The organism is Bradyrhizobium sp. Unk1 (assembly GCF_059512345.1).
Map to the genome: position 1 here is coordinate 26,833 of NZ_JCAMOP010000036.1, position 22,149 is coordinate 48,981.

The window sequence follows — 22,149 nt, forward strand, 5'->3', positions numbered from 1 at the left end:
ACCTCGGTCAATTCGGCTTTCCGACTTGGTAGGCTGGTCGGCGGCGGCAATTATTGTGTTTTCAGGCTGCGCCGGTGACGCTACCAAGGCGGCCGGAAACGCGTCTGTCAGGGTGGCTGATTGTGGCGACCAAAACTCAAGAGCTCAAGCTCGACATCGAGCGCATCGGCACGGTCTCGGCGATCCTGACGCAGCCGGCCAAGGCGCGCGCCTGCTACGTGCTCGCGCACGGCGCCGGCGCAGGGATGCGGCATGCATCGATGGACAAGATTGCGGACGGCCTCGCGGATCGTGGCATCGCGACGTTCCGCTTCAATTTTCCCTACATGGAAAACAAGCAGGGCCGTCCTGACCAGCCAGCGGTCGCCCACGCCACTATCCGCGCGGCAGTCGAGGACGCAAGCCGGCTCTGCCCCGGCTTGAAGCTCGTTGCCGGCGGAAAGTCGTTTGGCGGGCGCATGACCTCGCAGACGCAGTCCAAGGCGCCGCTGCCTCATGTCAAAGGGCTCGCCTTCCTCGGCTTTCCCCTGCACGCCGACAAAAAGCCGTCGACGGAGCGCGCCGAGCATCTGGCCCATGTCGAGATCCCGATGCTGTTCCTACAAGGCACGCGCGACGGGCTTGCCGATCTCGGCCTCCTCAAGCCCGTGATCGATGCACTCGGCCCGAAAGCGACGCTGCACGAGGTCGCCGGCGGCGATCACTCCTTCGCGGTGCTGAAGAAATCCGGCCGCACTAACGAAGAGGCGCTCACAGAGGTGCTCGATACGCTGACGGCGTGGATCGACGCGCTCACCTGAGGCTCAAGCATGATCCGGAAAAGTGCGCAGCGGTTTTCCGAGAAAGATCATGCTCCAAAAATAACGTGAAGCGCATCGCGCTTCACGCCGAATAAAGCCCCTTGTCGCGCGCCTTCTGGATCGCCAGCGCGGCGATCAGGTCGAGCGTCGGCGTCGACAGGCCGGCGGTGCGGGCGAAGGCGGCGGGCGCCTTCACCAGCACGTCGATCTCCATGGCGCGGCCGAGCTCGTAATCCTGGAGCAGCGACGGCTTGTGGTTGGGGGCGGGGCCGCTGCGCGTCACGCGCTTGACCTCGGGGATGAAGTGCTGCGCGATGTCGTTGGCCTCGTTCAGCATGCGCGGAATGACCTCGGCAAAGGCCGGGTCGTCACGCACGCCGCGCGCGGTCTGGCCGGTGAGCAGGCACAGCACCGACAGTGACATGTTGGTCAGGAGCTTTGACCAGATCGCCTCGCGGATCTCCGCCACCGGCGGCGATTCCAGCCGTGCATCGTTGAGAACGCCGCGAAGCCTGGTGATGCGCTCGCAATTGCGGTCGTCGCATTCGCCGATCAGCAGGCGGTTACGGTCCGGCGTCAGGTTCTGCACCACGCCGGGCGCGGTCACCTCGTTGGAGGAGAAGACGACGCCGCCGACGATCCGCTCTTTCGGGATGCATGCGCGCAAGCGACCGCCGGGGTCGAGGAAGGAAATGTCGGGCGGCGTCGGATGCCGTGGCGGCAGGCCGATGCCGTACCACCAGGGAATACCGTTCTGCGCAAAGACGATCGCGGTGTCGTCCTGGAGCAGCGGTTTGATGCTGGCGACCAGCCCCGTCAGCGCGGTCGCCTTGAGCGTGCTGATCACGACGTCCTGCGGGCCGAGCTGGGCCGCATCGCCGGAGGCGTTCACCTTGGCGGTGACCTCGGAATCGCCGACGCGCAGCTTCAGGCCATTGGCGCGGACCGCCTCCAGATGGGCGCCGCGCATCACGCACGAGACCTCATGGCCGGCGCGGGCCAGCCTGACCGCGATATGGCTGCCGACGGCGCCCGCGCCGAAAATGCAGATGCGCATGGTGTGATGTCCCGTCCCTGATCCCTTGATGACGCCCGGCAGCAGCATGACACAAGCCGCCATGCGATGGACGCGGCCGCCCTACGCCGGAAAGATATGGATCGGGATGAGTTGCCTCAGCCATAGTGGGCGGCAAACAAGATGACCGGAGGATCGCCGATGACTGCCAACCCCGTCCTGTGGACCCTCGATGAGCGTGGGGTTGCGACCGTCACGTTGAACCGGCCCGAAGTGAACAATGCCTATGACGGCGCATTGATCGCAGGCGTGCTCGCGGCCATGGACGATCTCGGCAGGAAGCCCAACCTTCGCGTCGTCGTGCTCCGGGGCAATGGCAAGCATTTCCAGGCCGGCGCGGACCTCAAATGGATCAACGGCGTGCGGCCGCAATCGACCGAGGCCAACGAGGCGGCGTCGCGTGCGACCTTCGAAGCCGTGCAGCGGCTTAATACCTTGCCGATCCCGACCGTCGCGCTGGTGCAGGGCGGCTGTTTTGGCGGCGGCACCGGCGTGATTGCCGCCTGCGACGTCGTGATCGCGGCGGACAATGCGCTGTTCTCGATCACGGAGGTGCGCTGGGGCCTGACCGCCGCGATCATCATCCCGCAGCTTTGCGATGCCATTAGTGTACGGCAAGTCCGCCGCTACGCGCTGACGGGCGAACGTTTCGGCGCCGAAGATGCCCGCCGCATCGGCCTCGTCCACGAGGTCGTCCCGCTCGCCGACCTCGAAGCCGCCGGCGCCAAAGTGGTCGAGCAGCTCCTTGCCAACGGACCGGAGGCGATGGCCGAGACCAAGCGGCTCGCGCTGGAGAGCTCGTTTGGCGGGATGGCGGTGGACGATGCCGCCTACAAGCGGCTCGTGCACCTGCATTCGCTCAAGCGCCAGAGCGCGGAGGCGGTGGAAGGACTGGCGTCGTTCGCCGAGAAGCGCGCGGCGAGTTGGGGTGGCGGTAAAGGCTGAGCCTCTATCGTTCAGCAGCCGCGGCAGATGTTGTTGATGCTGCGATAGACGGCATCGTCGTCCTGCCGCATCTGGCGCATCGATTCGAGCGTCTTGCTTTCCGCGCTGGGCTCCGGCTTGCGCTTGGCGGCCAGCGCGGCTTCCTGACGTTGGTAGCACGCTTCGCGCTCCGGCTTGGCCTGGATGAACCGGCATTGCGCGACCTCGGCGCGGGCCGGGACCGTGCCGCCCATGATGCCGATCGCGATGGCGGCTGCCATTTGTATTCTTGATCCCATCGTCATTCTCTCGAACCACTCATTATCCCACAGCAATCCGATACCATCTGCATCGGACCTCTGTCCCGAATCTCGTCGGCGGCGGATCGAGGCTAATCTCCGTAATACCGCGGGGCCTTCCTTAAGGGTTCAATCATTCCCGGGCATTAGGGTTACGACAATTGTCACGCCACGGTGTCGAATGCACAGACAAGTTTTGGGACTTTGGAAAGCCGGATCGATCGTCGCCGCGGCGGCAGGGCTGCTGGTTCTGCAACCGGCTGCCGCTTCACCGCGATTGATCTCTCTGGCGTTCAATTCCCAGCTGGGGAGCCCGCAGCAGCTCGGGGCCGATGAGTTTCGCCAGAAGCTGGTGGCATCGGCCGGCAAGCGCATCGTGATCGACCAGCGCGCCACCAACGCGCTCGGCAGCGAGAACGCCATCCTGGCGGCGACCCGGGCCGGCTCGGTCGATATGGCGGTGCTGTCGGGGTCTGTGGTCAGTTCGGTCGTCCCCGAACTTGGCGTGTTCGACATTCCCTTCCTGTTCCGCGACACAGCCCACGCGAAGGCCGTGGCGCAAGGTCCGGCCGGCGCGGCAATCGCCACTAAATTCGCCGACAAGGGGCTGACGCTGCTGGCGATCGGCCGACAGGGATTTCGCAACGTCACCAATTCCAAACGGCCGGTTCGCACGCCCGAGGATATCAAAGGTCTCAAGATTCGCGTCATTCCGAACGAGATCTACCAGATGACATTCAAGGCGCTCGGCGCCGAAGTGGTCCCGATGGAATTTCCGCTGGTCTATACCGCGCTGAAGGACGGCCGGCTCGATGGGCAGGAAAATCCGGTGCCGACCATCGCCGGCTCCCGGCTTTACGAAGTCCAGAAATACCTCACGCTGACCGGTCACTTCTTCGCGCCGATCGCGTTCGTCGCCAACCGTGCCATGTTCGAACAGCTTCCGCCGGCCGACCAGGCCATGCTGATCGCGCTGGCGAAGGAGGGTGCGGAGGTGACCTGGCAGGCCAAGCTCGATGCCGCATCGCTCGAGCAGGTGCGTAGCGGCGGCATGGACGTGATCGAGACATTCGACCGCCAGCCCTTCGTCGACGCGGTCAAGCCGCTCGATCAGGAATTCGAGAAGCGGTTTGGCAAGGATCTGCTCGCCGCCATCCGGTCCACGCGTTGAAGAATTTCGGATTTGCCATGAAATTATCGCACATGATGTCCCGGGTCGGCGTTCGTCCGCGCGTGTTTGGCGGCTTCGCGCTGGTTCTCAGCTTTCTGGTCCTGCTCGCGGGCTTCGCCATGGTCCAGGTCGAGCGGATCGGCGGAACGGTCAATGAGCTCGTGACCAGCGCTGCCGGCGACGCCGGCATGTCACAGGCGCGGGCCGCGCTTCTGGAGGCGAACTCGGCGGTCGAGAAATTCATCCGAACCTGGAACGTCGGCGACAAGGATGCCGCGGCCAAGGCGATCGACGGCGTCGGCAAACTGGCCGATCAGGTCGACCGGCAGTTCGGCAAGCTGCAAGCGATCTCAGAAGGCATCGGCCCGGTCAAGACCGCGCTGGAAACCTATCGTTCGTCGTTCACCGCGGCAGCGGAGGCGGCGGATCGGCTGCGCGCCGCGACCACGAAAACCGACGCCCATGGTGCAGCCGCCGGCCTTAATGTCAGCGGCATCCAGGTTGCGCTCGCCAACCGGTCCGAGGACGCGGAACGGCTGGTCAACCCGATGCGCCTGGCCGGCGTCGTTGACGCACTGCGGATCACCGTGATGCGCTATGGCTCCACTTTGTCGACGGGCGATGCCGACGACGCCAAGCAGGCGTTGTCCTACGCCCAGCTGGCGATCGCGGACACCGAGGCTGAGCTGGCGGGGGCGAACGACGCCAAACTGAAGGCGCTGGTCGCAGCGCTCAAGACTGCGATCACGGCCGACGCGGCCGCGCTGGACGAGGTCATCAAGGTGGCCGCCGATCTGCGCGCCAGGCAGGCCGAATTGAAGAAGGCCAGTGCGGCAATCGACGACCACGTCAACAAGATCAACGCGAAGCTCGGCACCGTGCGCGCCGAGCAGGGCGACAAGACCGCGGCAGCGGTCGATCAGACCAAGCAGACCGTCATCGCGACCGCGGCCGGCGCGCTGCTGCTGGGAGCGGTGTTGGCGTGGCTGATCGGCGCCAGCGTGTCGGGTCCGATTCGCGGCATGACCGACCGGATGCAATCGCTGGCGGCGGGCGAGCTCGATGAGCCGATTCCGGGCGGTGACTCGCGCGACGAAATCGGCCGCATGGCACGCGCCGTCGAGGTGTTCCGCGAAAACGCGCTGGCGGTTCGCCGCATGGAAGGTGAGGCGACGGCACAGCGCGAAGCCAGCGAGGCCGACCGCGCCCGCATGATGTCGGATCTTGCCGGCCGCTTCGAGCAGGGCATGCAGGGGGTCATTTCCGGTGTCGGCGGTCGTGCCGACGACATGGGGCGCAGCGCCGAGGAGTTGGCGAAGGTCGCCGAACGCGGACGCGGGCTCGCCGAAGCTGTCGCCACCCGCGCCGAGCAGGCATCGATGAATGTGCAGACCGTCGCCTCCGCCACCCAGCAGCTCGCGGCCTCGATCCGTGAAATCTCGAGCCAGGTCCACCGCTCCGTCGCGGTCTCGAGCCGGGCGACCGACGAGACCAACCGTACCTCCGAATTGATGCATGGGCTGTCGGATGCGGCTGAGAAGATCGGCACCATCATTCAGCTGATCCAGGCGATCGCCAGCCAGACCAATTTGCTGGCGCTGAACGCGACCATCGAAGCGGCGCGCGCCGGCGACGCCGGCCGGGGCTTCGCGATCGTCGCCAGCGAGGTCAAGAGTCTCGCCACCCAGACGGCGCAGGCGACCGAGCAGATCGCCAGCCAGATCGCGACGATCCAGAGTGCGACCGGCCAATCGGTTCAGGCGATCAAGCAATTCGGCTCCACCGTCAAGGAAATGGCCGACATCGCCACGGCGATTGCCGCGGCCGTCGAAGAGCAGGGCGCGGCCACGGGCGAAATCGCGCGCAATGTCGAAGAGGCGGCCAACGGCACCACGGCGGTGACGCAGGAAATCGGGCAGGTGCGCGCCGTGGCGGGCGAGACCGACGCCGGCGCCGAAGCCGCCCTTACGGTCGCAGCCGCCCTGAAGCAGCAGGCGGATTCGATGAGGTCGAACGTCGACGATTTCCTCCACACCATCCGCTCGGCGGCCTGAACCCGGAGAAGCCGGCGACGCCACGGGGGGCGAACGAGGCGGCCTTACAGCACCGGTAGCAGCGCGCTCTTCAATTCGCGCAAGAGAGCCTGCACCGCGGCGGCGTTGCGCCGCCGCTCGGGGATCGCAGCCTTGACCCACAGCTCGGGGATTGGAAAGTCGCGCAGCACCGGCTTGAGCGTACCGTCGCGCAGGGCATCCGCCACGAGATAATGGGAGATCAGCGCGATGCCGTTGCCGGCGATCGCGCTACGCGCCAGCACATGGCCCTCGTTGGAGGAGAGCAGCGGGCTGACCTGGATGCTGATGCGCCCGCGCGGGCCGTCGAAGATCCACTCAGGTCCCGTCGGCAGAAAGCTGAGACAGCGATGGTCGACCAGGTCGCGCGGGTGCTTTGGCGCGCCGTGCTTCTTCAAATAGGCCGGTGAGGCGCACAGCAGCCGCTTCAGCGGACACAGCGGCTCGTCGACCACGCCGCCGAAGGAATGAGGGAAGGCGCCGATGGCGATGTCAAAGCCTTCGGTGACGGGATCGACCGGGCGATCGATCAGCACGATCTCGAGTTTCAATCGCGGGTTCTGCGTCTGGAAGGCACTGAAGGCGTCGGCAAGGCGCGCCACGGTGAGCGAGGTCGGCGCCTTGATGCGGAGGTGATCGACGAGATCGTGTCCCTTCTCGCCCATGCGGGAGAGCAGGTCGGTGGCATCGGTGACGACGCCGCGCGCGCGATGGACGTAGCGCTGGCCGGCGTCGGTCAGACGCAATTGCCGGGTCGAGCGGTGAAACAGCGGCGTATCGATCCGCGCCTCCAGTTGTGTGACGCGCTTGGCCACGACCGAGGTCGAGACATTGAGCTTTCGCGCAGCGGCGGAGAAACCGGCTGCGTCGGCGGTGGCGAGGAACGCCTGAAGGTTTACCAGGATGTCCATGTCGACCTTTCTCGATTCGAGAAAGCTGATCGCGTATTTTGGTGGATTGTAGCTCGCCTAGCGTTAATTCATAGTCGGCTTCAAGCAAGAGATTTTGGGAGCGGACGCGCATGCGGGCCATGATGATCGAAGAACCGGCACGCCAGGTGCCGCTCTACGGCGAATATGAAGTCGTCGTTCTCGGCGGCGGGCCGGCCGGCATCGTGGCGGCGGCGTCAGCGGCGCGCGCGGGACGAAAGACGCTGCTGATCGAGCGCTACGGCTTCCTCGGCGGCATGGGCACGGCTGCCGGCGTCACCAATTTCTGCGGCCTGCATGGCAATGTCTACGGCCAGGCCCACCGGCTGGTGCAGGGCATGGCGTCCGATCTGCTGGCGCGGATTGATCATTTGAACGGCCTCAACGCGCCGCATTTGATCCTCGGCAAGGTCTTCGCCCAGGCCTATGACACCGCGGCCTACAAGATCGCGGCCGACGAGCTGCTCGCCAGCCACAAGGTGCACATCCTCTTCCATGCGCTCGGTGCCGGTGTCGTGATGGGCGATAACAGCCGCATCGATGCGCTGATGGTCGAAACCAAGGCCGGACGGCAGGCGGTCCGCGCCGAGATCTTCATCGATTGCTCCGGCGACGGCGACCTCGCGGTCTGGGCCGGGGCGCCGTTCGAGGTCGGCGATGAGCACGGCCATCCGATGTACCCCTCGATGATGCTTCGTCTCAACGGCATCGATCCCGAGAAGGCGGGCGATGCCTGGCGAACCATCCCGCAATTGATGGAGAAGGCGATCGCCGCCGGCACCCACACATTCCCGCGCAAGAGCGCGATCGTGCGGCCGCAGAAATCAGGCATCGAATGGCGGGTGAATTTCACGCAAGTGGCGCGCGAGGACGGCCATGCCATCAACGGCATCGAGCCCGACGACCTCACCCGCGGCGAGATCGAGGGCCGCAAGCAGGCGCTGGCCGCATTCGAGTTCCTGCGCAGCAGCGTGCCGGGTTTTGAAAAATCCTACATCGTCGATTTGCCGCCGCAGCTCGGCATCCGCGAGACCCGTCGCATCAAGGGCGGCTACCAGCTCAGCGGCGAGGATGTGCTCGGCTGCGCCTCGTTCGCGGATTCGATCGGCGTCAATGGCTGGCCGATCGAGGCCCATGTTCCCGGCGATGTCGTCTTCACGTTCCCGCCAATCCCGGAATCGCGCGGCTATAACGAGCTGCCTTACCGGATGCTGGTGCCCGAGGGCGTCGACAATCTCCTCGTCGCCGGCCGCTGCGCCTCGATGACCCATGAGGGCCAGTCGGCGGCGCGGGTTTCCGGTGCCTGTTTCGTGATGGGCGAGGCCGCCGGTTCCGCCGCCGCGCTCGCGCTCTCAGGAAACCGCATCCCGCGCGACATCCCCATTGAAAAATTGCAGGAAACGTTGAAACAACAGGGCGCCTTCATCGGGCGGGACCAGCCCGTGCCCGAAGGATTGTGACGGTTGTAACATTACGACCGAGAGAACGACGACGGAGGAAACGGGATGATCGGGATTGTGCGGCTCGCACTGGCTGGCCTGATGACGATCACAGCGCTGGGCGCGGCCCGGGCCGAAGACGCGCTGAAGGCCAGGGTCGGCGTGCTCCGCCTGTCGTCGTCCGCGCCCGTCTTCATTGCGCAGGACAAGGGCTATTTCCGCGAGGCCGGTCTCGATGTCGAGCTGAAGTTCTTCGATGCGGCGCAGCCGATCGCGGTCGCGACCACCTCGGGCGACATCGATTTCGGTGTCACCGCCTTCACGGCGGGTCTCTACAATCTCGCCGGCAAAGGCACGCTGAAAGTGATCGGCGGCATGAGCCGCGAGAAGGCCGGTTATCCCCTGATCGGCTATTTCGCCAGCAACAACGCCTATGCCGCCGGGCTGAAGACGCCGAAAGACCTCGCGGGCAAGCGTGTGGCGATGACGCAGGTTGGCTCGTCCTTTCACTATTCGCTGGGGCTGCTCGCCGACAAATACGGTTTCAGGCTCGCCGACGTGAAGATCGTGCCGCTGCAATCGCTGTCGAACGCGGCGGCCGCCCTGAAGGGCGAAACCGTGGATGCGGCGCTGCTGCCGATCTCCACCGCGCGAAAGCTGATGGACGAGGGCGGCGCGAAGTTTTTGGGATGGGTCGGCGACGAGACGCCCTGGCAATTGGGTGCGGTGTTCGCTTCGCCCAAGACGCTGACCAACAAGGTGCTGGTGACGAAATTTCTCGGCGTGCTCGCGAAAGCCGACCGCGAATATCACGACGTCATCCTCGCCGCAATGAAGGACGGCGTCGCGCCCATCAACGACAAGACAAAGCCGCTGCTGGAGATCATCGCCAAATACACCAATTTGCCGGTCGAGCAGGTGGTCGGCAATTGCGCCTATATCGATCCCGACGGCAAGCTCGACGTCAAGAACGTCGACAACCAGATCAAATGGCTGCAGGAGCAGGGCTTTGCCGACAAGGGCTTTGATGCGAACACGATCATCGCCAAGGATTTTGTGAAGGCGGATTGATGCTAACAATGTGGATTGGTGCGGCAGGCGATCTGCCACCCTCCCCTGGAGGGGGAGGGTCGATCGTACCGGCGATGCGCAGCATCGTCCGGAGCGAGCGGGGCGGGGTGAGCCACAGCGGCGATCTCTCCGTCGTTCGCTCTAACCACTCGCGAAGGGTTCGCGCCTATCCACTGTCAGTATCATTGCGGATAGTCCGTCACCCCACCCCGGCCCGCATTTCGCTTCGCTCAATACGAACCGACCCTCCCCCTCCAGGGGAGGGTGAAAAAAGCGGGCTCGTCGCATGGACCTGATCGCCAACCACATCAGCCATCGCTTCGGCGACCTCGCCGTGCTCGACGACGTTTCCTTCACCGTCGGTGCCGGCGAGGTGGTGGCGATCGTCGGTCCGTCCGGCTGCGGCAAGAGCACGCTGCTGTCGATCCTCGGCGGGCTGTTGCAGCCGACGTCCGGCGCGCCCGAGCTGCGCGGGGCCCCGCCGGCGGACAGCCTCAATCCGCTGACCTTCGTGTTCCAGGATTTCGCGCTGCTGCCCTGGGCGACGGTGGAGGAGAATGTCGAATTCCCGTTGCTGCACACGCAGCTTTCGGCGGCCCAGCGCCGCGCGCTGGTCGACGACGCCTTGCGCCGCACCGGCCTGACCGACTTCCGCACAACCTATCCGAAGCAGCTTTCCGGCGGTATGCGCCAGCGCGTCGGCATTTCGCGCGCGCTTGCGGTCAAGCCCGCCATCCTGCTGATGGACGAACCGCTCTCGGCGCTGGATTCGCAGACCCGCGAATTGCTGATGGAAGACTTTGTCCGCCTGCTCGCCGATGGCGGCATGGGCGCGGTCTATGTCACCCACAATCTCGAGGAGGCCGCACGGCTCGCCGACCGCATCGTGGTGCTGTCGCGGCGGCCGGGCCGCATTCGAGAGGTCGTGACCGTACCGATGACGCGCACCGAGCGCGGCGAGATCGCTGCGCGTGAAAAGCTGCTGGCGCTTCAGAACCAGATCTGGTCGCTGATCCGCAACGAGGCGATCGACGCCGAGCGCGAGGTCCAGCATGCTTGATCGCGCGGGGACGTCTGCGAAGGACGACACGACGCGGCGCGTCCGTTTTCGCGGCGCCGGCTTCGTGCCCGCGAGCAGCCGTTTCGGCGGCTGGATCGCGCTCGCCCTCGTCATTGCGATCTGGCAGGCGGCCGGCAGCGCCGGGCTCGTCAATCCGCTGTTCCTGCCGGCGCCGGCTGCGATCGCGCGCGCGATCTACCAGCTCGCGATGTCAGGCGCGCTCTGGCAGCATCTCTCGGCCTCGCTGCTGCGCATCGGCGTCGGCTGGGTGCTGGGAACAGCGGCCGGCGTCGCGGTCGGCTTTGCCATCGGCTTGTCGCGGCTTGCGCGCAGCGTCGGCATCACCTTCATCTCGGCGCTGTTCCCGATCCCGAAGATCGCGCTGCTGCCATTGCTCATTCTCTGGCTCGGCATCGGCGAAGAGCCGAAGATCGCCACCATTGCGCTCGGCGTGTTCTTCTCGACCGCGATCTCGGTCTATAGCGGCGTCGATGCGGTGCCGCGCAACCTCATCCGCATGGCGCAGAGTTTCAACGTTCCCTTCGCCACCATCGTGCGCAAGGTGATCTGGCCCGGCGCGCTGCCCGCCATCCTCGCCGGCTTCCGCATCACCGCGTCCGTCGCGCTGCTGCTCGTCGTCAGCGCCGAGATGATCGGCGCCCAGTACGGCATCGGCGCCTTTGTGCTTCAGGCCGGCAATCTGATGCAGACGGATCAGCTGCTCGCGGGCGTGGTGATCCTGTCGGTGTTCGGGCTTGTGGTCGGGAAGGTGATTGGCTGGCTGGAGACGCGGTTGTTGCACTGGCGGTAGCCACAATCACCGCAGCCGTAGGGTGGGCAAAGCGTAAGCGTGCCCACCATTCCTTCATGAGAAGACGTGGGCACGGCGCGTTGCGCCTTTGCCCACCCTACGAGAGCCTCACGCGTTGCCGCGATCCTCGCGAAACAGATCCAGCTTCTGCTGCACCGGGCGATCCGAGAAGCTGAACAGCACGGCGTCGTCTTCGGCCTCGTGCGTCACCCATTGCCAGCTCGGCACCACGAACAGATCACGCGGGCCCCATTCGAAAACGGCATCGCCAATACGGCTGCGTCCCTTGCCCTCGATCGGACAGAACACGGTCGCATCGGTCGCGCGGTAGCGTGCGGTCTTGAAACCCTTCGGCAGCAACTGGATGAAGGTGCCGATGGTCGGCATTGCGAAATCGCCGGTCTCGGGGTTGCTGAATTTCAGCTTCAATCCGTGGCAGGCGTCCCACTCCTGGCTCGCGCGGGCTTTCTCCAGCGCCTCGCGGGTGTAGGCATAGGGATAGCTGAAGATCGGTGAGGTCTTGGACGATCGCTTCGCGTCGACCGGCAGCAGATTGTGGCCGTAGCGCGCAAAGCTATCGCCGGCGGGCCTGGTGATCTTCTGCTGGTCTTCCTTGGAGCCTTCCGCAAAGGAGCAGTCGAAGAACTGCACCAGCGGGATGTCGAGGCCGTCGAGCCAGAACATCGGCTCAGTGGTCTCGTTGGAATGATCGTGCCAGGTCATCGACGGCGTGATGATGAAATCGCCGGGCTCCATCGCGGTGCGCTCACCGTCCACCGCGGTGTGGGCGCCCTTGCCTTCGAGCACGAAGCGCAGCGCCGACTGGCTGTGCCGGTGGGCGGGCGCGACGTCGCCGGGCACCACCATCTGCACGCCGGCATAGAGCGAGGTCGTGATTTTCGACTGGCCGCGCAGGCCGGGGTTCTCCAGCACCAGCACGCGCCGCTCGGCTTCCTTGGCCGTGATCAGCTTGCCGGCCTCCGTCATGTAGTCGCGGATGATTTCGAATTTCCATAGATGCGGGCGGCAGGCGCTCTTCGGCTCCGGCGTGATCAAATCGCTCATCACCGTCCACAGCGCGGTGAGATTTTCGCCGTCGATCTTCCGGTAGAACGCCTCGCGTTCCGGCGTCTTGGTCACGGCTTCCATGGTTGCTGCTCCCGATCGTTTTGTTAATTGACAGTATACTGACGATCTAGGTAGCGTCAACGTGACGAACGACATACAAGGTCGTCATTCCGGCTCTCGCTTTGCGAGCCCCGGAATGACGGAAAATGAAAGGGAGGGTTCCGATGAAGCTGCACGGCTATTTCCGCTCCAGCGCCGCCTATCGGGTGCGGATCGCGCTGAACCTCAAGGGCCTCGGCGCCCAGCACCTGCCGCATCATCTTCGCAAGGGCGAGCAATGTGCGCCCGCCTATCTCGCCATCAATCCGCAAGGGTTGGTGCCGACGCTGGAGAACGATGCGGGAGTGGCGCTGACCCAATCGGTCGCCATCATCGAATGGCTCGACGAGACGCATCCCAATCCGCCGCTGCTGCCGAAGGATCCGTTGCGGCGCGCGAAGGTGAGGGCGTTCGCGCTGGCGATCGCCTGCGACACCCACCCGGTGCAGAACCTGAAGGTGCTGGCGCGGCTGCGCGAGCTCGGCCTGGCCGAGGAGAAGGTCCAGGACTGGGCGGCCTGGGTCAACCGCGAGGGGCTGTCGGCCTGCGAGACGCTGATCAAGGACGAGCCGGGGCCGTTCTGCTTCGGCGATGCGCCGACGCTCGCCGATCTCTGCCTGGTGCCGCAGCTCGCCAATGCCCGCCGTTTCGGGGTCGATGTCGCTGCCTATCCGCGGCTGCTGAAGGCGGAAGCTGCGGCAAAGGGGTTGCCGGCCTTCGCAAACGCCGCGCCGGAGCAGCAGCCCGATGCCGAGTAAGCCCGCCCCTCCGATCACGATCGACGCGGTCTACGCCGCGCCGGGCTATCTGTTCCGGCGCATGCAGCAGATCGCTGTCTCGATCTTCATGGAGGAGTGCAAGGCGTTCGATCTCACGCCGGTGCAATATGCCGCACTGATCGCGATCCACACCCATCCCGGCATCGACGCGACACGGCTGTCGGCGGTGATCGCCTTCGACCGCTCCACGCTCGGCAGCGTGATCGAGCGGCTGCAGGCCAAGGATTTCATCGAGCGCAAGCCGGCCCCCGAAGACAAGCGGATCAAGCTGCTCTATCTGACGAAATCAGGCGCGGCGATCCTGCGCGAGATCATCCCCGCCGTCGAGCGGGCCCAGGCGCGGATGCTGGAGCCGCTGAAACCCGCCGACCGCAAGACGCTGATGGGGCTTTTGGTCCAGCTCGTCGACCTCAACAACGAGGCCTCGCGCGTGCCGCTGCGCGCCGAGGATGCGCTGGAGCATCTGGGGAAGGGTGGGTGAGGGGGTGTGGCGTCTCTCGTGTGTAGTGACGCCGTTGCCCCAGTCTCAACTGTCATTCCCCGCGAAGGCGGGGAATCCAGTACGCCGCGGCCTCCCGGCTCAATCACAACCGCCTCTGGAATACTGGATCGCCCGCCTCCGCGGGCGATGACAGCGAGTTTGGGATTGCTACATCCGCAATAGCGCCTGCCGGTCGATCTTCCCCGTTCCCGTCTTCGGCAGCTCGTCGATAAAAATCACCTCGCGCGGATATTTGTAAGGAAGCAGCTTGCCCTTGACGTAATCCTGTAGCCGCCGCGTCGCCTCATTCTGATCGGTCGCGCGGTCGTTCATCACCACCACGGCCTTCAGCGTCATGCGCCGGTCCGGCAGCTCGGCGGCGAACACCGCGCATTCGCGGATGTCGGGGTGGTCGGCGAGGCACAGCTCGACCTCCAGCGGGTAGACCCACTGGCCTGAGATCTTGATGAGGTCGTCGGCACGGCCGCGGAAGAAGTGGAAGCCGTCGGCATCGCGGACGAAACGGTCACCGGTGTAGATCCAACCGCCCTCGCGGATGGTCTCGGCGGATTTGTCCGGCCGGTTCCAGTACAGCGGCGTGTTGGAATCGCCGCGCACCCACAAAATGCCTTCCTCGTCGTCGGCGACGTCGCGGCCGCCCTTGTCGCGCAGTGCGACCTCGTAGCCAGGCACGCGCAGGCCGGCGGCGCCGAGCTTCTTCTGCTCGGGGCGATTGGAAAGATAAATGTGCAGCACCTCGGTCGAGCCGAGGCCTTCGACGATCTCGAGGCCGGTGAGAGTCTTCCAGCCGTTGAAAACGTCCGCAGACAAAACCTCGGCCGCCGAAAGCGACATGCGCAGCGACGAGAAGTTGGTCTTGTCTGCTCCCTCCGCCTTGGTCAGTGAGGTGTACAGCGTCGGCAGGCCGAAGAAGACCGTCGGCTTGTATTGCTCGATCGCGGCAAAGATCGATGCAGGCTTCGGCTGGCCCGGCAGCAGCAGCGTCGCGGCACCTGCGGAGAACGGGAAGGTGACGGAGTTGCCGAAACCGTAGGCGAAGAAGATCTTCGGCACCGAGAAGCAGATGTCGCCGGGCGTCAGCTTCAACACGCTCTGCGCAAAGGCGGCATCGCTGTAGGCCATGTCGTGCTGGAGATGCACGATGCCCTTGGGCCGGCCGGTCGAGCCGGAGGAGTACATCCAGAACGCCATCTCGTCGCGATGGGTATCCGCTTCCGCGAGCTCGGCCGGGAACTGCGCGAGCCAGCCGGGCGCCGCGATCGCCGCAGGCGCGGCGTGGTCGCGCGCTTGCCCGTTGACGACGATCAGCGTGCGCAGGCAGGTCGCCTTGCAGGCCTCCGCATCGAAGCGCGTCGCGAATTCGGCATCCGCCACCGCGACCGCCGCGCCGGAATCGGCGAGATAGAATTGCAGCAGGTCCGGCGGCGTCAGCGTGTTGATCAGGAGCGGCACGAAGCCGGCGCGCACCGCGCCGAAGAATGCGGCGGGATAGGCCGGGGTATCGTCGAGGAACAGCAGCACGCGGTCGCCGCGCTTCAGGCCGAGCGAGGCGAAACCGTTGCCCCAGCGGCAAGCTTCCGCGCAAAGCTCGGCATAGCTGCGCGTCCCCGCGGGCCCGATCAGCGCGGGCTTGTCGCCGCGGCCCTTGGCGAGCTGGTCGAACAGCACGCGGCTGGCATTGTAGGTTTGCGGAATGGCAAAGCCGATTTCGCGAGCGCCCGGGCTGTCGGCGGGCACCTGGTCGCGAATCTCGCTGCTCATGCGGCATCTCCGCCGTTCTTCTCGGCCTCGTAGAGCGTCATGAAGGCGGGCGACATCGCGCGCAGCCGGGGGTCGTCGATGCGGCCGGAGCGGGTGATGTAGCTGTAGGCGAAGTCCATCAGGCCGAGCTGCATGTGCTGGGCGAAGTGCTCGTACCAGAAGGCCGAGGTGCGCGCAGCATTGACGAGCTTCTGCACCACCGGCTTTCGCGCCGCCTGGTAACGATGCAGCGCGGTCGACAGATGCGCATCCGATTCCAGCGCCTTGACCAGCGCAATGGCGTCCTCGATCGCGAGCCGCGTCCCCGAGCCGATGGAGAAATGCGCCGAGTGCAGGGCGTCGCCGAGCAGCACCATGTTCTTGAACGACCAGTGCTCGTTCCAGACCCAGGGAAAGTTGCGCCAGACCGATTTGTTGGAGACCAGGCAGTGGCCGCCCAGCGTGTCGGCAAAGACCTCCTCGCAGACGCCCTTGGACTGCTCGGCATCCTTGTAGGCGAAGCCATAGGCCTGCCATGTCGCGTGGTCGCATTCGACCAGGAAGGTGCTCATGGTCGGGGAGTAGCGATAGTGATGGGCATTGAAGGCGCCGCGATCGGTCTTCACGAAGGTCTGCGACAGCGTGTCGAAGCGCTTCGAGGTCCCGTACCAGACGAACTTGTTGGAGGAGTAGGACAGCGACGTGCCGAAATCGCCCTCATAGGCGCGCCGCACCAGCGAGTTCAGCCCGTCGGCCGCGACGATCAGGTCGTGGCCGTTGAGCTGGTCGATGGCGTGGACCGGCGTGTCGAAGCGCGGCGTGACGCCGGCGTCGAGCGCGCGCTGCTGGAGGAACTGCAACAGCTCCAGCCTGCCGATCGAGGAGAAGCCGACGCCGTCGATGGCGACGCTGTCGCCGTGAAGGTTGAGCGTGATGTTCTCCCAGCTCTCCATGTGCGGCGCGATTGCGTCGACCGTTTCGGGGTCGTCGGCGCGCAGGAATTCCAGAGCCTGATCGGAGAACACGACGCCAAAGCCCCAGGTCGCGTCGGCCGGGTTCTGTTCGAACAGGTCGACTTGATCCTCGGGGTGACGCTTCTTCCAGAGATAGGCGAAATAGAGCCCACCGGGCCCCCCGCCAATCACGGCGATCCGCAACGTCTGCCTCCCTAATTGACAGTATACTTACTATCTAGGGGTAGACTAATGTGCTCCGGCCGTCCACGCCAGCGGAATTATCGAAGGCGAGGCGCGTCGAAGCTTACTCCCGGACACGCACCTGGCGCGTGTCCGAAGCAGTGGCGTTGCGAACCATAGCCAAACCGCGCGGGCTTGGCCATCCGGGGTCAGACGCAGCGCTTCACGTAGACGCCGTTCACCAGCACCCTGGTACAGCGGACCGCGGGAACCGGCTTACGCACCACGACGGCCGCATTCGGCCCGGCACAGCCGGCGCGGTAGACGCCGCGGGCGCACACCACCACGTTGGCATCGGTCGACTCAAAGGTCATGCTCGCGCCGAAGGCGAGGAGCGCGGAAGCACTAAGCAGAAATGAACGCATGTCTTCCTCCCGGTCTTGTCGTGATCGAAATCGGTTACTGGCAAAGGATTTGTCGCGGCAGGCGCGCGAAAATTCATTCGCGCGGCCGATCGTGGTCGCGCCCTTGGCGCGCAATCGCGCGTCGCTTATCGCGCCGCGAATGGCGCCAGCACGTCCTTGCAGGCGGGCGACAGTGACGCGGCATTGCTGGAGATGCATTGCACGATGCGGCCCCCGCCCGGCGCGACGCCGGCGCAGAGCGTGCGGATGTCGGAACCGCAGGCCGAGCGCACGATGAACAGCTCTTCGCGCGGCCGCAGCGGGCGCAGAGCGATCACGGCCGGCGCCGCCGCCGGAGCCGCCGCCGCTGGAGCTGCGCCCGCAGGCGCTGCCGTCGCAGCGGCGCCGCCGCCACCGGTTGCGGCGCTCACCGCCTTCTCGCAGGCCGGCGAAACCTTGGCCTTGTTCTTCTCGAGGCATTCGAGGGCGGGGGCGCCGCCCGGCGGCACGCTGGCGCACACCTTGGGATAATCGGCGCGGCACGCGCTCTTGACCGCGGCAATCTGCGTGCTGCTCGGCTGCTTTGACGCCGCCGCTTTCGGAGCGGCTGCGGCGGCGGGCTTCGCCCCGGCGGCGGGGGCCGCTTCGGTCTTTGCCGGTTCAGACTTGGCGGGCGCAGCTTCAGTCTTCGGCGCCGCAGCGGGCTCGACCGCGCGAACGGCGGTCTGGCATCCCGATGACAGGCTGGACATGTTCTTCTGGAGACATTGATACGCTTCCACGCCGCCGGGCGTGACGCTCGCGCAGTGCGCCATGAAGTCTGAGCGGCATGCGGAGCGGATGGCGCTCTTCTGAGCCTCGGTCGGCGCTTGCGCGAATGCGCCTGTTGCAGTTGCGAACAGCGTTGCCGCCAGCAGCGCGCGACGCGTTGATGCATGTTTCAACGTGTTGAACATTTGGGTAAATTCCCTGCCCTGTCGGTAACGCCGACGATTTTCAAATGTAATGCAAGCAATCATTGCGGGTGATGCCGCGTGCAGCATCATTGGCCGCTTCGACCTCTACCGCAAGTAGATTATACCGGCGCGATTGCGACGCAACTAGAGCATGATCCGAAAAAGTGTGCAGCGATTTTCCCTCGCGATAAACGCGGAATGCGTTTACGCGGAGATCATGCTCAAACAATGCGTCGTCAGAGCTTGACCATGCGCTTGCCGCGGTTCTCTCCCGCGAGCAACCCGATCAGCGCCTTCGGTGTGTTCTCCAATCCGTCGATGATGTCCTCCTGCACCTTCAGCTTGCCGGATGCGACCCAGCCCTGGAGGTCGGCGAGCGCGCGCTGGCTCTCCTTCATGTAGTCCATCACGATGAAGCCCTGCATGACCAGCCGCTTCACCACGATCAGGCCGGGCACGCCGCGCGGGCCGTGCGCTGCGGGGGCGCCGTCATATTGCGAGATCGCGCCGCAGCAGGCGATGCGGCCGTAATTGTTCATCTGCGGCAGGCAGGCTTCCAGAATGTCGCCGCCGACATTGTCGAAATAGACGTCGATGCCTTTTGGCGCGGCCGCGCGCAGGGCCTTGAACACCGCGCCGTCCTTGTAGTCGACGGCGGCATCGAAGCCGAGCTCGGAGGTCAGCCAGTTGCACTTGTCCGCACCGCCGGCGATGCCGATCACGCGACATCCCCTGATCTTGGCGATCTGCCCGACGATCGAGCCGACCGAGCCCGCCGCCGCGGACACCACGACGGTCTCGCCCTCTTTCGGCTTGCCGACCTCCAGCAGGCCGAAATAGGCGGTGAGGCCGGCGATGCCGAACACGCTGAGCAGATGCGTCATCGGCTCCAGCTTCGGCATTTTCGTGAGATGCTTTGCCGGCACCGCGGCAAACTCCTGCCAGCCGGTGTCGCCGAACACGATGTCGCCGGCAGCTAGCCCCGGCGCCTTCGAGCTGACGACCTCGGCGATGCCGCCGCCGGCCATCACGCTGTTGGCCTCGACCGCGGAGCGATAGGTCGCGCCATGCATCCAGGCGCGGTTGGCGGCGTCGAGCGAGATGTAACGCACCTGCAGCAAGGCCTCGCCGTCCTTCGGCTCCGGCATCGCACCCTCGACCATCTTGAAGTGCTCGGCACCGAGCTTGCCGCTGGGCTTTTCGACCAGAAGAATCTGGCGATTGATGCTGCTGCTCATGGCGTTTCCTCTTCGTTTGCTTGACGATTATTGATGCAGCCGCCGCAAAGAAAACGTGCAAGCCGCATTCGTTGTGCGCTGCATGAAGGCTAGATCGCGCCGCCCCGTTTCGCAACGGGAACATCCGGCCATCGCGCGCGCACGCCAAGCGTGTTGCGTCGTCGTCATATCTGCGACATCATGAAGCGCCGGTGTAGGTGGGGGTAAGCGATGTCGAACAGGTTTACGCAATACATTCTGGCCGCGATGGTGCTGGGCATCGTCATGGGGGCGGCGATCTTCAACTTCCTGCCCGACACCAGAGCCGAATGGGCTTCCTCCATCAACCTGATCGCCATGATGTTCCTGCGCCTGATCAAGATGATCATCGCGCCGCTGGTGTTCGCGACCCTGGTCGGTGGCATCGCGCATATGGGCAGCGGCGCGCGGCTCGGGCGCATCTTCGCCAAGACCATGGGCTGGTTCATCAGCGCGTCCTTCGTGTCGCTGCTGCTCGGCCTCGTCATGGTCAATCTGCTCCAGCCCGGCGCGAACTTCCCCGGCACGCTGCCGCAGGCGGGGCAATCGACCGGCTTGCCGGTCTCGGCCTTCTCGATCGAAAAATTCCTGACCCATCTGATCCCGACCTCGATCGCCGACGCCATGGCGCAGAACGAGATCCTGCAGATCGTGATCTTCGCCGTGTTCTTCTCGGTGGCGATGGGCTCGATGCCCGAACGATCGAAGCCGATCCTGGCAATGATCGACGACGTCGCTCACATCATGCTCAAGGTGACGAGCTATGTGATGCTGTTCGCCCCGCTCGCGGTATGGGCCGCCATCACGGCCACCGTCGCCAAGAACGGCCTCGGCGTGCTGTGGAAGCTCGTCGTCTTCATGGGCGGCTTCTATCTCGCGCTTGGGATCCTGTGGGGCATCCTGATGATCGTCGGCTTCATCGTGATCGGGCCGCGATACAGCCATCTGCTGAAGCTGATCCGCGAACCCCTAATGATCGCGTTCTCCACCGCGAGCTCGGAAGCGGCCTATCCGAAGACGCTGGAGGGGTTGACCAAGTTCGGCGCGTCGTCGCGGATCTCGAGCTTCGTGCTGCCGCTCGGTTACTCCTTCAATCTCGACGGCACGATGATGTACTGCACCTTCGCGAGCATCTTCATCGCGCAGACCTACCACATCGAGATGTCGCTCGCGACGCAGCTGGCGATGCTCGCGACGTTGATGATCACCTCCAAGGGCGTTGCCGGCGTGCCGCGCGCATCCCTCGTGGTGATCGCCTCGACGCTGTCGCAGTTCGGCATCCCCGAGGCAGGCCTGCTGATGATCATGGGCATCGACACGTTCCTCGACATGGGACGCAGCGCCACCAATGTCATCGGCAATTCGCTCGCGACTGCCGTGGTCGCGAAGTGGGAAGGTGAGCTCGGGCCCGAGCACGAACTCGGACCCGGCGAAGCGACGACGCCGGACATGGTTCCGGGCGAACTGCCCGCGATGGCCGGCCATTGACGGGAGTGCGTCATGCGCCTTTCAACGGCGATATCGGGTGGCCTGTTGCTGGCGGCGTGCCTGCTGGCAACCGGCGCCTCCGCCCAGACCGGCGGCAGCGAAGGGCTTAGCCCGACGCTGTCGGCCATCAAGAACAGGCATACCGTGCGGCTCGGCTATCGCGAGAGCTCGCCGCCGTTCTCCTTCCTCGACCAGTCCGGCCGCCCGATCGGCTACAGCCTCGAGCTCTGCGAGGCCATCGTCGAGGAGATCGGCGTCGAGGTCGACGATCCCGATCTGAAGATCGATTACGTCAAGGTCACCTCGGACGACCGCATCGATGCCGTGCTCCAGAACAAGATCGACCTGGAATGCGGCTCGACCACCGCCAATGCCGAGCGCGGCAAGCGCGTCGCGTTCTCGCCTTTGATGTTCGTCGCCGGCACCAAGCTGATGGTGCCGAAGGCATCAAAGGTCCAGTCGCTGACCGACTTGAAGGGCAAGACCATCGTGGTGACGAAGGGCACCACCAACGAGCAGGCGATCCAGGCGGCCGACAAGAAGTCCTCGTTGGGGCTGAACATCGTCACGTCGCCGGATCACGAGCAGTCGTACCAGATGCTCGTCGACGGCAAGGCCGATGCGTTCGCGACCGACGACATCCTGCTTTCGGGGCTGATCGCGCGGCACAAGGCGCAGGACAAGTTCCGCGTCACCGGCGACTACTTGTCCTACGATCCCTACGGCATCATGTTCAGGAAGGGCGAGCCGCAACTGTCGGCGGTGGTCGACCGCACCTTCCGCAAGCTCGGCTCCAATCGCGATCTCGTTCCGCTCTACAACAAATGGTTCACCGCGCGGCTGCCCACCGGCGAACGCCTGAACGTGCCGATCTCGCTGCAACTGGAGGAAGCCTTCAAGGCGATGGACGATTCCGCGAGCGCGAATAATTAGCGGCGGTTTCTCTTACCCTGCCCTGGAGGGGGAGGGTCGATCGCGCGTAGCGCGAGCGGGGTGGGGTGATCTCTCCACGCGGGCACTGCTTCGGTGGAGAGACTGTCACCCCACCCCGCTGCGCATTCCGCTTCGCT

Annotated in this window: 21 protein-coding genes; 12 read left to right on the plus strand and 9 right to left on the minus strand. The window is 65.1% G+C overall.

The window, feature by feature from the left end:
• Nucleotides 1-122 precede the first annotated feature (122 nt).
• Nucleotides 123-800 carry an alpha/beta hydrolase family protein gene (locus AC5ZFO_RS35005; protein ID WP_282520318.1) on the plus strand — a complete coding sequence of 226 codons (678 nt, stop codon included), beginning with the start codon at nucleotides 123-125 and terminating at the stop codon, nucleotides 798-800.
• 82 nt (nucleotides 801-882) lie between these two features.
• Here the strand turns inward: AC5ZFO_RS35005 and AC5ZFO_RS35010 are convergent, their stop codons facing one another.
• Complete coding sequence (locus AC5ZFO_RS35010; RefSeq protein WP_166353464.1) at nucleotides 883-1,857, minus strand: ketopantoate reductase family protein; 975 nt, start codon at nucleotides 1,855-1,857, stop codon at nucleotides 883-885.
• A gap of 159 nt (nucleotides 1,858-2,016) precedes the next feature.
• On the opposite strand from AC5ZFO_RS35010, the gene AC5ZFO_RS35015 reads away from it, so the two are divergent.
• Entirely contained in the window at nucleotides 2,017-2,820 is an 804-nt protein-coding gene (locus AC5ZFO_RS35015) for an enoyl-CoA hydratase-related protein (protein ID WP_282520320.1), read from the plus strand.
• An 11-nt stretch (nucleotides 2,821-2,831) separates the two neighbouring features.
• Here AC5ZFO_RS35015 and AC5ZFO_RS35020 read toward each other — a convergent pair whose 3' ends face one another.
• Nucleotides 2,832-3,080, minus strand: coding sequence for a hypothetical protein (locus AC5ZFO_RS35020; RefSeq protein WP_282520321.1), 249 nt, complete (start codon nucleotides 3,078-3,080; stop codon nucleotides 2,832-2,834).
• A 199-nt stretch (nucleotides 3,081-3,279) separates the two neighbouring features.
• Between AC5ZFO_RS35020 and AC5ZFO_RS35025 the strand changes: the two genes are divergently transcribed.
• The gene (locus AC5ZFO_RS35025) at nucleotides 3,280-4,269 is read left to right on the plus strand and encodes a TRAP transporter substrate-binding protein (protein WP_282520322.1); all 990 of its coding nucleotides are present in this window, start codon (nucleotides 3,280-3,282) and stop codon (nucleotides 4,267-4,269) included.
• Between the two features lie 17 nt (nucleotides 4,270-4,286).
• On the plus strand, nucleotides 4,287-6,323 hold the full coding sequence (locus AC5ZFO_RS35030) for a methyl-accepting chemotaxis protein (RefSeq protein ID WP_282520323.1): 2,037 nt from the start codon (nucleotides 4,287-4,289) through the stop codon (nucleotides 6,321-6,323).
• 44 nt (nucleotides 6,324-6,367) lie between these two features.
• Here the strand turns inward: AC5ZFO_RS35030 and AC5ZFO_RS35035 are convergent, their stop codons facing one another.
• The gene (locus AC5ZFO_RS35035) at nucleotides 6,368-7,252 is read right to left on the minus strand and encodes a LysR family transcriptional regulator (RefSeq protein WP_282520324.1); all 885 of its coding nucleotides are present in this window, start codon (nucleotides 7,250-7,252) and stop codon (nucleotides 6,368-6,370) included.
• A 110-nt stretch (nucleotides 7,253-7,362) separates the two neighbouring features.
• Between AC5ZFO_RS35035 and AC5ZFO_RS35040 the strand changes: the two genes are divergently transcribed.
• From AC5ZFO_RS35040 to AC5ZFO_RS35055, 4 genes are all read left to right on the plus strand, one after another.
• Complete coding sequence (locus AC5ZFO_RS35040) at nucleotides 7,363-8,730, plus strand: FAD-dependent oxidoreductase (RefSeq protein ID WP_282520325.1); 1,368 nt, start codon at nucleotides 7,363-7,365, stop codon at nucleotides 8,728-8,730.
• Between the two features lie 45 nt (nucleotides 8,731-8,775).
• Complete coding sequence (locus AC5ZFO_RS35045; RefSeq protein WP_282520326.1) at nucleotides 8,776-9,780, plus strand: ABC transporter substrate-binding protein; 1,005 nt, start codon at nucleotides 8,776-8,778, stop codon at nucleotides 9,778-9,780.
• Between the two features lie 286 nt (nucleotides 9,781-10,066).
• Nucleotides 10,067-10,840, plus strand: coding sequence for an ABC transporter ATP-binding protein (locus AC5ZFO_RS35050; RefSeq protein WP_282520327.1), 774 nt, complete (start codon nucleotides 10,067-10,069; stop codon nucleotides 10,838-10,840).
• Entirely contained in the window at nucleotides 10,833-11,651 is an 819-nt protein-coding gene (locus tag AC5ZFO_RS35055; protein WP_282520328.1) for an ABC transporter permease, read from the plus strand. Before AC5ZFO_RS35050 ends, AC5ZFO_RS35055 begins: the two co-directional genes overlap by 8 nt.
• Nucleotides 11,652-11,759: 108 nt before the next feature.
• Here AC5ZFO_RS35055 and gtdA read toward each other — a convergent pair whose 3' ends face one another.
• Entirely contained in the window at nucleotides 11,760-12,800 is a 1,041-nt protein-coding gene (gene gtdA, locus AC5ZFO_RS35060; protein WP_496123222.1) for a gentisate 1,2-dioxygenase, read from the minus strand.
• Between the two features lie 143 nt (nucleotides 12,801-12,943).
• On the opposite strand from gtdA, the gene maiA reads away from it, so the two are divergent.
• A complete protein-coding gene (gene maiA, locus AC5ZFO_RS35065; RefSeq protein ID WP_282520330.1) occupies nucleotides 12,944-13,576 on the plus strand; it encodes a maleylacetoacetate isomerase in 633 nt (210 codons plus the stop codon).
• A complete protein-coding gene (locus tag AC5ZFO_RS35070; protein WP_282520331.1) occupies nucleotides 13,566-14,078 on the plus strand; it encodes a MarR family winged helix-turn-helix transcriptional regulator in 513 nt (170 codons plus the stop codon). Before maiA ends, AC5ZFO_RS35070 begins: the two co-directional genes overlap by 11 nt.
• 168 nt (nucleotides 14,079-14,246) lie before the next feature.
• Here the strand turns inward: AC5ZFO_RS35070 and AC5ZFO_RS35075 are convergent, their stop codons facing one another.
• The 5 genes from AC5ZFO_RS35075 to AC5ZFO_RS35095 all read right to left on the minus strand — a co-directional run bounded on the left by AC5ZFO_RS35075 (nucleotide 14,247) and on the right by AC5ZFO_RS35095 (nucleotide 19,573).
• Nucleotides 14,247-15,860, minus strand: a complete 1,614-nt coding sequence (locus tag AC5ZFO_RS35075; protein WP_282520332.1) for a benzoate-CoA ligase family protein — start codon at nucleotides 15,858-15,860, stop codon at nucleotides 14,247-14,249.
• A complete protein-coding gene (locus tag AC5ZFO_RS35080) occupies nucleotides 15,857-16,996 on the minus strand; it encodes an FAD-dependent monooxygenase (protein ID WP_282520333.1) in 1,140 nt (379 codons plus the stop codon). Before AC5ZFO_RS35080 ends, AC5ZFO_RS35075 begins: the two co-directional genes overlap by 4 nt.
• Before the next feature lie 188 nt (nucleotides 16,997-17,184).
• The gene (locus tag AC5ZFO_RS35085; protein WP_496123223.1) at nucleotides 17,185-17,400 is read right to left on the minus strand and encodes a hypothetical protein; all 216 of its coding nucleotides are present in this window, start codon (nucleotides 17,398-17,400) and stop codon (nucleotides 17,185-17,187) included.
• 125 nt (nucleotides 17,401-17,525) lie between these two features.
• Entirely contained in the window at nucleotides 17,526-18,335 is an 810-nt protein-coding gene (locus AC5ZFO_RS35090; protein WP_282520335.1) for a cysteine rich repeat-containing protein, read from the minus strand.
• A gap of 236 nt (nucleotides 18,336-18,571) precedes the next feature.
• Nucleotides 18,572-19,573, minus strand: coding sequence for an NADP-dependent oxidoreductase (locus tag AC5ZFO_RS35095; protein WP_247316385.1), 1,002 nt, complete (start codon nucleotides 19,571-19,573; stop codon nucleotides 18,572-18,574).
• Nucleotides 19,574-19,783: 210 nt separating this feature from the next.
• On the opposite strand from AC5ZFO_RS35095, the gene AC5ZFO_RS35100 reads away from it, so the two are divergent.
• Together AC5ZFO_RS35100 and AC5ZFO_RS35105 are read left to right on the plus strand one after the other, a co-directional pair.
• Nucleotides 19,784-21,079, plus strand: a complete 1,296-nt coding sequence (locus AC5ZFO_RS35100; protein ID WP_282520336.1) for a dicarboxylate/amino acid:cation symporter — start codon at nucleotides 19,784-19,786, stop codon at nucleotides 21,077-21,079.
• Between the two features lie 12 nt (nucleotides 21,080-21,091).
• The gene (locus AC5ZFO_RS35105; RefSeq protein ID WP_282520337.1) at nucleotides 21,092-22,012 is read left to right on the plus strand and encodes an amino acid ABC transporter substrate-binding protein; all 921 of its coding nucleotides are present in this window, start codon (nucleotides 21,092-21,094) and stop codon (nucleotides 22,010-22,012) included.
• Nucleotides 22,013-22,149 lie beyond the last annotated feature (137 nt).

Coding starts and splice junctions, on each gene's coding strand:
- AC5ZFO_RS35010 (WP_166353464.1), bottom strand. CDS start 1,857: ATGCGCATCTGCATTTTCGGCGCGGGCGCCGTCGGCAGCCATATCGCG.
- AC5ZFO_RS35015 (WP_282520320.1), top strand. CDS start 2,017: ATGACTGCCAACCCCGTCCTGTGGACCCTCGATGAGCGTGGGGTTGCG.
- AC5ZFO_RS35020 (WP_282520321.1), bottom strand. CDS start 3,080: ATGGCAGCCGCCATCGCGATCGGCATCATGGGCGGCACGGTCCCGGCC.
- AC5ZFO_RS35025 (WP_282520322.1), top strand. CDS start 3,280: ATGCACAGACAAGTTTTGGGACTTTGGAAAGCCGGATCGATCGTCGCC.
- AC5ZFO_RS35030 (WP_282520323.1), top strand. CDS start 4,287: ATGAAATTATCGCACATGATGTCCCGGGTCGGCGTTCGTCCGCGCGTG.
- AC5ZFO_RS35035 (WP_282520324.1), bottom strand. CDS start 7,252: ATGGACATCCTGGTAAACCTTCAGGCGTTCCTCGCCACCGCCGACGCA.
- AC5ZFO_RS35040 (WP_282520325.1), top strand. CDS start 7,363: ATGCGGGCCATGATGATCGAAGAACCGGCACGCCAGGTGCCGCTCTAC.
- AC5ZFO_RS35045 (WP_282520326.1), top strand. CDS start 8,776: ATGATCGGGATTGTGCGGCTCGCACTGGCTGGCCTGATGACGATCACA.
- AC5ZFO_RS35050 (WP_282520327.1), top strand. CDS start 10,067: ATGGACCTGATCGCCAACCACATCAGCCATCGCTTCGGCGACCTCGCC.
- AC5ZFO_RS35055 (WP_282520328.1), top strand. CDS start 10,833: ATGCTTGATCGCGCGGGGACGTCTGCGAAGGACGACACGACGCGGCGC.
- gtdA (WP_496123222.1), bottom strand. CDS start 12,800: ATGGAAGCCGTGACCAAGACGCCGGAACGCGAGGCGTTCTACCGGAAG.
- maiA (WP_282520330.1), top strand. CDS start 12,944: ATGAAGCTGCACGGCTATTTCCGCTCCAGCGCCGCCTATCGGGTGCGG.
- AC5ZFO_RS35070 (WP_282520331.1), top strand. CDS start 13,566: ATGCCGAGTAAGCCCGCCCCTCCGATCACGATCGACGCGGTCTACGCC.
- AC5ZFO_RS35075 (WP_282520332.1), bottom strand. CDS start 15,860: ATGAGCAGCGAGATTCGCGACCAGGTGCCCGCCGACAGCCCGGGCGCT.
- AC5ZFO_RS35085 (WP_496123223.1), bottom strand. CDS start 17,400: ATGCGTTCATTTCTGCTTAGTGCTTCCGCGCTCCTCGCCTTCGGCGCG.
- AC5ZFO_RS35090 (WP_282520335.1), bottom strand. CDS start 18,335: ATGTTCAACACGTTGAAACATGCATCAACGCGTCGCGCGCTGCTGGCG.
- AC5ZFO_RS35095 (WP_247316385.1), bottom strand. CDS start 19,573: ATGAGCAGCAGCATCAATCGCCAGATTCTTCTGGTCGAAAAGCCCAGC.
- AC5ZFO_RS35100 (WP_282520336.1), top strand. CDS start 19,784: ATGTCGAACAGGTTTACGCAATACATTCTGGCCGCGATGGTGCTGGGC.
- AC5ZFO_RS35105 (WP_282520337.1), top strand. CDS start 21,092: ATGCGCCTTTCAACGGCGATATCGGGTGGCCTGTTGCTGGCGGCGTGC.